General features: G+C 46.3%; 8 protein-coding genes. 4 read left to right on the forward strand and 4 right to left on the reverse strand.

Annotation, left to right across the window (positions count from 1 at the left end):
* Nucleotides 1–12: 12 nt before the first annotated feature.
* Both QT979_RS14580 and QT979_RS14585 read left to right on the forward strand, forming a co-directional pair.
* Nucleotides 13–1,878: an efflux RND transporter periplasmic adaptor subunit gene (locus QT979_RS14580; protein WP_333310732.1), complete on the forward strand. Its 1,866-nt coding sequence runs from the start codon at nt 13–15 to the stop codon at nt 1,876–1,878.
* Between the two features lie 187 nt (nt 1,879–2,065).
* Nucleotides 2,066–5,269: an efflux RND transporter permease subunit gene (locus QT979_RS14585; protein ID WP_333310733.1), complete on the forward strand. Its 3,204-nt coding sequence runs from the start codon at nt 2,066–2,068 to the stop codon at nt 5,267–5,269.
* 194 nt (nt 5,270–5,463) lie between these two features.
* Here QT979_RS14585 and QT979_RS14590 read toward each other — a convergent pair whose 3' ends face one another.
* Nucleotides 5,464–5,619, reverse strand: coding sequence for a hypothetical protein (locus QT979_RS14590; RefSeq protein WP_333310735.1), 156 nt, complete (start codon nt 5,617–5,619; stop codon nt 5,464–5,466).
* An 88-nt stretch (nt 5,620–5,707) separates the two neighbouring features.
* Here QT979_RS14590 and QT979_RS14595 point away from each other — a divergent pair, with 88 nt between their 5' ends.
* On the forward strand, nt 5,708–5,977 hold the full coding sequence (locus QT979_RS14595; protein WP_333310737.1) for a hypothetical protein: 270 nt from the start codon (nt 5,708–5,710) through the stop codon (nt 5,975–5,977).
* Between the two features lie 165 nt (nt 5,978–6,142).
* Here QT979_RS14595 and QT979_RS14600 read toward each other — a convergent pair whose 3' ends face one another.
* On the reverse strand, nt 6,143–8,278 hold the full coding sequence (locus QT979_RS14600) for a pentapeptide repeat-containing protein (RefSeq protein WP_333310739.1): 2,136 nt from the start codon (nt 8,276–8,278) through the stop codon (nt 6,143–6,145).
* Nucleotides 8,279–8,412: 134 nt separating this feature from the next.
* A complete protein-coding gene (locus QT979_RS14605) occupies nt 8,413–8,595 on the reverse strand; it encodes a DUF433 domain-containing protein (protein WP_333310761.1) in 183 nt (60 codons plus the stop codon).
* Nucleotides 8,596–8,959: 364 nt separating this feature from the next.
* On the opposite strand from QT979_RS14605, the gene QT979_RS14610 reads away from it, so the two are divergent.
* Nucleotides 8,960–9,988, forward strand: a complete 1,029-nt coding sequence (locus tag QT979_RS14610) for a hypothetical protein (RefSeq protein WP_333080450.1) — start codon at nt 8,960–8,962, stop codon at nt 9,986–9,988.
* Between the two features lie 70 nt (nt 9,989–10,058).
* Here QT979_RS14610 and QT979_RS14615 read toward each other — a convergent pair whose 3' ends face one another.
* Nucleotides 10,059–10,298 (reverse strand): transporter suffix domain-containing protein, encoded by a 240-nt coding sequence (locus tag QT979_RS14615; protein WP_333210777.1) that lies wholly within the window; start codon nt 10,296–10,298, stop codon nt 10,059–10,061.
* Nucleotides 10,299–10,644 lie beyond the last annotated feature (346 nt).

Raw genomic sequence — 10,644 nt, forward strand, 5'->3', positions numbered from 1 at the left:
GTGGTGCTGCCAATGAGTTATTCTAAATCCCCAGAATCCGTCGTTGAAGCTGAAAAGCAAAAATCTCCCACACCGGAACTGCACCCAATTGATGCAGACAACGATCGACCAGAAGATTTTGCAGCCGTTGCCGATCGCCCCCAACCTGTTGCTAAACCCGAACTGCACCCAACCGATGCAGACAGCGATCAACCAGAAGATTTTGCAGCCGTTGCCGATCGCCCCGAACGTGCTGCTAAACCACGATCGCGCTGGCCCCTAATTGCCGCGATCGCGATCGCCACAGGCGCAGCAGGTTTCGGCTGGTACTCGTGGCAATCGGGTCATAATCGCGCACAGCAACCGGCAGCAGCAGCCCAACCCCCAGGCATACCAGTCAAGCTCGCAGCCGTACAAACCAGCTCAGTCCAAGAAGCCTCCGAATTTGTCAGCAGCTTAGAGGCCAAGCGTTCGGTAGAAATCAAACCCGAAGCAGAAGGGCTAGTCACCGAGATTTTTGTCAAATCCGGGGACTTCATAAACAAAGGACAAGCCATCGCCCGCATGAAAAGCGACAGCGCCCAAGCTGACTTGAGGCAATCTCAAGCCAACCTGATCCGCGCTCAATCCCACTTAGCCGAGTTGCAAGCAGGAACCAGGCCCGAAGAAATCGCCCAAGCTCAAGCCCAAGTCGCGCAAGCCCAAGCCAACCTCGCCCAACTGCGATCGGGCTCTCGGCCAGAAGAAATTGGTCAAGCCCAAGCCCGCGTTAGCCAAGCTGAAGCTGACCTCGCCGATGCCCAAACAGGTAGCCTCTTAGAAGACATCGCCCAAGCAAGAGCGCAAATAGAAGCAAGCACAGCCGAAGCAAAATTAGCCACCCAGCAGCTTGCCAGATATCAGGCATTGGCAAGAGAAGGTGCAGAATCTGCCAACACTCTTGAGCAATACACCCAAAAAGAAGGCAGCGCCAAAGCCAACCTCCGAGAAGCTCAAAGGCGGTTTGAGCAGCGACAAAAGAACAGACAAGCCGAGATCGAGCGCCGGACAGCAGCCTTGCAACAGCAGCGGCAAGCTTTGCGGCAATTGCAAAACGGTTCGCGCCCAGAGGAAATAGCCAAAGCCGAAGCAGAAGTTGCACAAGCCAAGAGCAGATTAGCGCAGTTAGCCAACGGCACTCGCCAAGAACAGCTCGATCAAGCTGAAGCGCAAGTTGCCGAGGCCGCCGCTCAAGTGCGCGGCTTTGAAGTACAACTACAAGAAACTGCCGTCATCGCGCCCTTCGCAGGAGTCATCGGCGACATACCAGTGAAAGTAGGTGATTACTTGCAAAAAGGTGATGCCCTTGCCACCCTGACTGAGAACCAATTGCTAGATTTGCGGTTATCAATTCCTTTGGAACGGCAGCCTCAATTACGCTTAGGGCTGCCAGTACAAATGCTCGACGCTCAAGGTAAGGCGATCGCCCAAGGTCAAATCAGTTTTATCTCCCCCAACGTCAGCGCCAATTCCCAAACAATTTTAGCTAAAGCCACCTTTCCCAACCCCACCGGCGAACTGCTTAATCTCCAGTTTGTAAAAGCTAAAGTCATCTGGAAACAGAACCCCGGAATTTTAGTTCCAGTAACAGCAGTCACTCGCTTAGGTGGGGAAACTTTTGTCTTCACAGCTCAAAAGCCGGAACAGCCAAAACCTGGGATGCCACCTTTAGTAGCGCGACAAAAATCCGTGAAATTGGGAGCCATTGAGGGGAATAATTATCAAGTTATTCAAGGTTTGAAAGCCGGGGAAAAAATTGTTACCGCAGGCATCCTTAACCTGACAGACGGTGTTCCGATTATGGCTCAAGAGGAAGGGGAAAAAGCTGGGGAAAAATTACCAGTAGGAAGCAAAAAATAAGGTATGTTGTTGCGCTTTAGCACTCTTAATTCACTTCTTAAGAGCGCACAAGCGCAACTACGTACTGTATGTGAAACTACTTGATTGCTCAGCTATTAAAAAAGGGGAAATTTTAATTTTTGACGTAAGTCTAATTAGAAATTAGAAATTACGAATTATCAACTAACAACTACCCATTACCCAAATAATGTTTGCAGATTTCTTTATTAAACGACCAGTCTTTGCTAGCGTCTGCGCCTTAATTATTATCTTGGTAGGGGCAATCAGCATCCCCAGCATACCTATCGAGCGCTTCCCCGACATTAGCCCTACCCAAATCAACGTCACAGCTAACTATAGCGGGGCGAGTGCTGAAATTGTCGAAAATGCCGTTACCAACATCCTAGAAAGGCAAATCAACGGGGTTGAAGGACTAAAATATCTAACTTCCAGTAGTAGTAACGATGGCACCAGCACCATTACAGCTACCTTTGATTCATCGCGCAACAAAGACATTGCCGGCGTCGATGTTCAAAATCGAGTTGCAGTTGCTCAACCCCAATTACCAGATGCCGTACAACGCACAGGAGTTAGAGTTACCAAACAATCTACAAGTCTCCTATTAGCGATCGGTTTATTTACCGAAAATAAAGAATACGACACCATCTTTTTAAGCAACTACGCTGACCTATATTTAGCAGATGCCTTAAAACGGGTAAAAGGTGTGGGCGACGTGCGAATTTTTGGAGAAAGACGCTATGCAATGCGTTTGTGGATAGACCCTAATAAATTAGCAGCTCGCCGTCTCACAATGCAAGATGTAACGAGAGCTCTCAACGAACAAAACTTGCAAGTTGGTGCTGGGAGAGTTGGTCAAGAACCTGCTCCACAGGGACAAATGTATCAAATTGACTTGCGTGCTGAAAGTCGCCTCAAAGAACCAGCAGAATTTGAAGAAATTGTCCTCAAAACAGAGACCAATGGAACGTTAGTTAAATTAAAAGATGTGGGGAGAGCAGAACTAGGGGCAGAGAATTACAGCTCATTTCTGCGATTTCGAGGCAATGATGCAGTAGGTTTAGGGATTTACCAACTGCCTGGAAGTAATGCTTTGAATGTTGCCCATGCCGTCAAGACAGAAATGGAAAAACTAGCGGTTGCTTTCCCTCCGGGCTTGATACATAGAGTAGCGCTGGACACGACTTTGTTTGTAGAAGAGTCGATGGCAGAAGTAGTCAAGACATTATTTGAAGCTGTCTTGCTAGTTGTTATAGTTATTTTTGTTTTCTTGCAAGACTGGCGCACAACTATTATTCCTATCATCACAATTCCAATTTCTTTGATTGGGACGTTTGCCTTTATCAAAGTTTTCGGATTTACGATTAACAGTTTATCTCTGTTTGGTCTGACATTAGCGACGGGATTAGTGGTTGATGACGCTATCATTGTAGTAGAAAATATTGACCGCCTGATCCGCCAAGGGATGAATGCCCGCCAAGCGGCTTTTGAGTCAATGCGGGAGCTTTTTAGCGCTGTAATTGCGACTTCTTTAGTGTTGATGGCAGTGTTCGTACCCGTGGCATTTTTCCCCGGAACTACAGGAGCGCTTTATAAACAATTTGCGCTAACAATTGCTTTTTCCGTCCTGCTTTCTACCTTTATTGCTATTACTCTCACGCCCTCACTTTCAGCAATATTACTGCGTCGAGGACCGAAGTTTGGGGGCCCGCTGGGTTGGGTTTTTGACAGGTTTAATGGAGTTCTAGATTGGGTACAGCGGCAATATCGCAAATCGTTAATATTTCTCACAGGAATTAAGACTATTGTCACCCTCGTGTTCATCGCTTCTCTGGGAGTAACAGCTTGGCTTTATTTATCAGTCCCCACAGCATTTATCCCGGAAGAAGACCAGGGCTATTTTATGACAATTATTCAAGGGCCCCAAGGTGTTTCGCTGCAATACACTCAGAAAGTAATGGATCAAGTAGAAGCAGAAATCCTCAAACTTCCTGAAGTTGTCGGGACTTTTTCAGTGGGTGGATTTGGTTTTAGCGGTAGCACTTCTAATCAAGGCATTATATTTACTACGCTGAAAGCCTGGGAAGAACGTCACGGAGAAGATCAAACTGTACAAGCGATTATTGGTAAGTTGCGGGGTAAGTTTTTCTCGATTCCCGAAGCGAGAATTTTCCCAGTGAATCCGCCGGCTATTCAAGGTTTAGGTCAATTTGGGGGTTTCCAATTTCAATTGCAAGACCGCAAAGGTAACGGCGGTTTAGATGGCTTAGTCCAGACTATGGGCGGGATTTTGAAGCAGGCAAATCAGACACCGGGATTGCAAGCGGTATTTAGTACATTTGCTGCGAATACCCCTCAGTTAATTGTGGAGGTTGACCGCAATCGAGCTAAGGCTCTAGATATTCCGATTAATGATGTTTTCAGTACGTTACAAACGGCTCTGGGTGCTCAGTATGTGAACGATTTTAACCTGCAGCAGCGCAATTATCGGGTGTATGTTCAGGCGGATAAACAGTTTCGTGATAACCCTGAAGATATTGGGAAATTGTATGTGCGTTCTGGAAAGAATGAAATGGTTTCTTTGAGCAATTTGGTGAAGATAACTCCGGTGGTGGGGGCACAAACTGTTAACCACTACAATTTATATAGGTCAATTGAAATTACTGGCTCTCCGGCTCCGGGAGCGAGTTCTGGACAGGCGCTAAAATCGATGGAAAAGGTGTCGGCTCAAGTGTTACCCTCGGGTTTTGGCTATGAATGGTCGGGGAGTTCTTTAGAAGAAATTGAATCGGGCGGTCAAGCACCGATTATTTTCGGTTTGGGGCTGATTTTTGTGTTCTTGGTGTTGGCGGCGCAGTACGAAAATTATGTCGATCCTTTCATTATTTTGCTATCGGTGCCTCTGGCGATTTTGGGTGCTCTTTTAGCTCAGTCGTTGCGGGGTTTGGCGAATGATGTTTATTGCCAGATTGGTTTGGTGATGTTGATTGGATTGGCTAGTAAAAATGCGATTTTAATCGTGGAGTTTGCGAACCAGTTACGGGAGCGGGGATATTCAATTGCTAAGGCGGCAGTTGAGGCTTCTCAAGAGCGTTTACGACCGATTTTGATGACTTCTTTATCATTCATTTTGGGTATTGCTCCTCTGGTTAATCCAGAAGGTGCGGGTGCCGCCAGTCGCCGATCGCTAGGGAATGCGATCGCGGGGGGGATGGTTGTTTCTACTGTCTTGAGTTTGTTTATAGTGCCGGTTCTGTATGTGGTGGTTGTCTCGGCTCGCGATCGCTTTCGGAAGCGCGATCGCCCACAAAATCCGCCCGAAGATGGCACAATTTTGAACGGCAAAACAACTACCCACGAGGAGATTGAACGCGATAAAGTATCGCCGTTGTAGTTGGTAAGTTGAAAAGGCGATCGTTTTATGAGTCTCATTGGTGCGATCGCCCAAAACCCGCCAATCCCCAATCAAAACCCCCAAAGTCCCCTGATTAGTCCGGGGTTCAATTCTTCAATCCCAAATCCCAAATCCCAAATCTAAAATCTAAAATCTAAAATCTAAAATCGATTGACGGCGGCCCCCATCTGCGGCTACGCTTTGAAGTGAGAGGTTGCTTGCTTGTAGAGGAGGCAGCCCGCGTCGCCCAAAAATCTAGTTGCACTGCCCAAAGCTGCTACGAACAGCAATGGACAGCTAACCGCCAAACTGGTACAAGCAGTCTGGAGGCTAACGGAGTATCTTAACATCCTCTGTAGCCGCCCTGCTATGTGTTGAACTGCGGGGCGGCTGGGTTTTTGGGTTTTCCTAGAAAACCCAAAACCAGGAGAACATAATATGTCACAGGAATTAGTGCCTGACGACAACTTGTCCGATCGCTCAAATGACGACTCACCAGCAGTATCCGAACAGGAAGTGGTGCTGTTAACGGTTGTCGGTTCGCAATCGGGTGTCAGGGAAACCATACTCACTTTGTACCGACTGGGATTTGCCGAAGTCGGCGATTGGAGCCCGGTACAACGTGCAGCTAATCCGAAGCAGGTGATGAGCGTGCTGATCCGTCGGAAGCGCGCTGACGTTACACCGCCGAGAAAATCTGGACGGTAAGTTGCGCTGTCATTTTGATTGAAGCGAAGAATCTTCGTGGGGTGGGCGTCTCGCCCGCCCTAAACATACCTTGTCATTCTGAGTGAAGCGAAGAATCCCCGTGAGGTGTCTCGCCCGCCCTAAACATACAAATTAGATGCGATTCAGCATATTTAATATTAGATTTTAAGGTAGAAGTAAGAGACTTGCGATCGCGGGCAACAATTTACTGCAAGCTTCCACTAATGTCGCCGCACTAGGTAAACCAGCAATAGTCCCTTTCAGAATCTTCATTGCCGTTTTCCCCGCCTTTTGCATTGTGCTTTCTTGGGGATTTTTCCCTACTTCTGCCAAAGCTTTTACTTGTTCCAATGCTTCAGCTTTATCATCATCAGATAAATCAGTTTCAGCCTCGATGGCTGTTTGTAACTCAGTCAATAATTCTTTAATTCCCGGTTCATCTGGTTTAGCAGAATCAGATAATTGATTAATTGTATTGGCAACAGTACCGCTGATATCACCTAAACTTAAGGCTCCTGCACCGCTAGCATTAACGGTTCCGCCTGTAATTTCTATTTTGCGACTTTTGTCGATTTGGTCACTCATAGCTTTACTCTCTGATGTAGATTTAACTTCATTAATAAACTTAACATTAACAGGTGGCGGAGTCAACAATTTTACAAATTCATTCAGATTTAAATTTTGAGTATATCCTGCTTTCACGAAGTCTTCAAAGACATCATTATAATGTTTTTGAATGGCAATAATTTCATCTTTAGATTTTAATTGTTCGGCTCGGATTTGAGCTTCTAGCTTTGCTTGATAAACTTCGTCCCACATTTGCTCAACTTTACCCTTATCCGTTCCTTCGGGAACTTTGAGAGTCAGCAAAACATCGTTTTCTTTCTTCTCAACTCCTTGAATTGACTCCGGTGTAATGTCTGGAAATTCTCGCATTAACTTCTGAAAAGCGGCGGTAAAAGCTTCGGGGTTAAGCCCATCTTTGATCAGGATTTGCACGGTTTCCATAATCTTTTTATAGAGTTTCTCGAAATCCCCCGGTTCAAAACATTTACTGATGTGGTGAGGGCGGCGTTCGCGATCATCAGTTCCCGGTTGGGGATATTCTAGAAGATAAACAAACCGACAGTCAACGCGATCGAGCTTTGTATTACCGTCAATATTCCAAGCTTCCAAACAAGCACCTGTAAAACTAGCTGCTGTAAAATCTGTTGCCAAGGCTTGAGTGTCAGTGAGGTTTGCCGATTCCAAATTAGCTTGATGCAAAGTTGCTTCGTGGAGATTAGCCTGCTTAAGATTAGCCTCGTTGAGATTAACACCTATCAGGTTTGCTCCTTGGAGATTCGCACTAACATAGGATTTTTTGTAGCCATTGCCGGTGATGAGTAATTCTCGGACGCGGGTATCAGCTAATATCGAATTACCGACTCGCGCGCGATCGAGTTTTTCTGTATTGCGGAAGCAAGTGCGAGTGAGATTGGCGGTTCTAAAATCCGTACTTTTGAGGGTTGCCTCAGTGAAATTGGCTTCAGTTATATCTGCATTGCGAAAGCTAGTGCCGCCTGTAGTAGCAATGGCAATCGCAATGGTGCGAATCAAAGCCTGCTTCTCATCCCCAGCCAGGGCACGCCAAGCAATGTAAATACCTAGTGCTGCCCATGCCACTGCGCCTGCCCATGCCACTGCGCCTGCGCCTGCCACTGCGCCTGCGCCTGCCACTGCCCCTGCCCCTGCCACTGCCCCTGCCACTGCCACTGCCCCTGCCACTGCCACTGCCACTGCCCCTGCCCTTGCGCCTGCCACTGCCACTGCCCCTGCCACTGCCCCCGCGCCAGCGCCAGCCCCAGCCACTGCCCCAGCTCCTGCGCCAGCGCCAGCCCCAGCCACTCCCACTCCCACTGCCCCAGCCACTGACCCTGCCACTGCCCCAGCCACTAAACCTGCCACTAAACCTTGGCGCGGGGTAACAATAAAGAAGATTGCCAAAACTATCAGCAATAAGACACCTGGAATCAGGGTGTACTGTTTGATGCTATTTGGAGTGAAAAACAGTGTTACCCAAGCAATAGTCAAGCCTGACATCAATCCCGATATTAACGATAGAAATAGCGAGATAGTTACTATAAAAATTGTCCAGCGGCGTTGCAGTCCAGCTTTGGCAAGGGTGAAGTCAGCTTGTTTGAGCAGGGCATTGGTGAAGTTTGCGCCTCGGATGTCTGCACCGATGAATTTTGCACCTGTGAGGTCTTGACCTTTGAAATTGTGGCCTCGGAGATTTTTACCGGAGAAGTCTTGGGGCATGATTTCACGCAGGGAGATAATATTATGTCCGGTCCACTTAATTACGACTACAGTGCGAGCGTAAGGCTCGCGAGCCTTACGCTCTTAGTATACAATCATTATTAGCGATTACCGAAACCTAATATGATAACTATTTAATAAAAAATCCAAAAATTCCACATATCATGTTGCGTCATATCCGAAAAAGCATTTAAATTTTGTTCATAATTAATCCCATCATTGAGATATTTCAACAGGTCATAAACCGTAATTATTATGCCTAGAATACAAGGTTTACCACCTCGCTTACCCGGTTCGATCGTAATGATATTAGCGATGCCTTGTTCTGACCGGGCACTTTTCCTTTAGCTTATTTTCTCAATTCTATGCTAACAAAGGGATAGAGCGCTCCTAACGTTTGGTAGTTTCCAGCATTTTATTAGTTCCTTTAATTTCCTAATTCACTTTAACTCAATCCCCCCCCAGCCAGCACTAGCCTCAAGTCCCATCAGGGGCGTGCCCGGAGTCATTTTCGGTATCTTTTCGCCGATCGCACCCCATCGTGCAATAATGATATGACTTGCACAAAAGCTCTATTAGTAGGTAAATCTTGCCTACCTTACCGCTACATATAGCGTCTCAACTGTCAACCCGTGCAAGTTACCAATTAAACCGGCTGTTGCACTACACAAATTTTTCCTAATGGCTGAAGTCCCCCTAAATCCCGCAGAACTTGCAGAAGCCCTCAACGGCTTTACCGATATCAATTTCCAATTACCAGACCCCGAAGACGAACAAATACCAGAATTTGATTTTGAAAATCAGGTTGACAATGCCTGGAAAGTGTGCGATCGCTTCGACTTGCAAACCGACATTTGGCGGGGACGCATTCTCCGAACAGTCCGAGACAGAGAAAAAAAAGGTGGCGAAGGACGCGGCACAGGGTTTTTGAACTGGCTTAAAGAAAGAGAAATTGGCAAAAGTCAAGCCTATTCTTTGATAGAATTAGCTAATAGTGCCGATACTCTGATCCAGCAAGGAGATTTAGACCCAAATTCCATTAGAAACTTCAGCAAAAGAGCCTTTGTAGAAACCGCCAAAGCATCTCCCGAAGTGCAGCAAATGGTAACAGATGCCGCAGCAAGTGGCGATCGCATCACCCGCCGCGAAGTCAAACAACTCTCCGACGAATGGATGGCAATGAACTCAGATTTATTGCCAGAAGAAGTCAAAGAAAAAGCATCTAGCGGTTCTTTACCTTCCCGCTACCTCGCTCCTTTAGTCAAAGAAATGGAGAAACTCTCCCCATCTCACCAAAGCGAAATTCAAAAAGAAGTAGCAGAAAATCCCGACGTAGATACTGTCAAACAGCTAACTTCAGACGCCAAGAACTTATCAAAATATCTCGACGCCGCCGCCCAAGTGCAAGCTCTAAATCAGTCTCATTTAGACATGGAAATGGCCTTAGAAGAATCTTTGAGAGTCGGCTGTTTGGGAACCACGGCTGACGTTGTAAAACAAGCCGCACAGCTAGAACAAACAGTAGTCAAACTCTACACAATTTGGAAGCGTTTAGGCAGTTTGGCAGATAGATTGTACGTGGATACAGGAGCAAGTACACCCAATTTGCGGTTGCTTTTGGGATGCTTAGACAGTCTTTCGGGAGAAAAGATTGAAGTAGATTTTGGAGACGGAGAACGCTCTATCCGCTTGCAAATTTTCAGCGAATAGCTTAAGTTTGACCGCAGATAAAAGCCAACATCCCGGCTAATTATCTGCGTCGAACCCTGTTCATCTACGGTTAAAATTTATAAGTTTTTTTCCAAAGATATCGGGGATGCAAATAACGCCGATATTTGGTAACTACTTCTTTACCCAACAGCACTACGCTAATCCAAAAACAAACTTCTGCCCCAACAGCCAGAACGAAAGATAAAGTAGTTTTTTGGGTAATGTCCAGCGGCAGGAATGGCACAACAAAAAAAACTGCCAACCACGGTAGAAAAGATAGAATAAATAAAAATAAACCGAGCTTTTGCATAGATTCACATAATACAGATTTGATATCCCCTTTATCTCTTAGTCCGCTTGGAGTGAACTTCGTTTGTATAGTAGCGATTTCAATCGCCGAGTGACTACAAACTCCAATCTTGCACCAATGTCAGCAACAGGCAAGATGCCTGTTCCACAAATACTAAATGTTCTTGTGGAACTGCATCTTGCCTGTTCTAGAGAAGGGTTCAACAAATGACTACAAACTTAATTGCGTGGATTTTGTTTGTATAGTAGCGATTTCAATCGCCGAGTGACTACAAACTCCAATCTTGCACCAATGTCAGCAACAGGCAAGATGCCTGTTCCACAAATACTAAATGTTCTTGTGGAAC

Origin of the sequence: Microcoleus sp. w2-18bC1 (assembly GCF_036700365.1) — a bacterium.
Lineage (GTDB): Bacteria > Cyanobacteriota > Cyanobacteriia > Cyanobacteriales > Microcoleaceae > Microcoleus.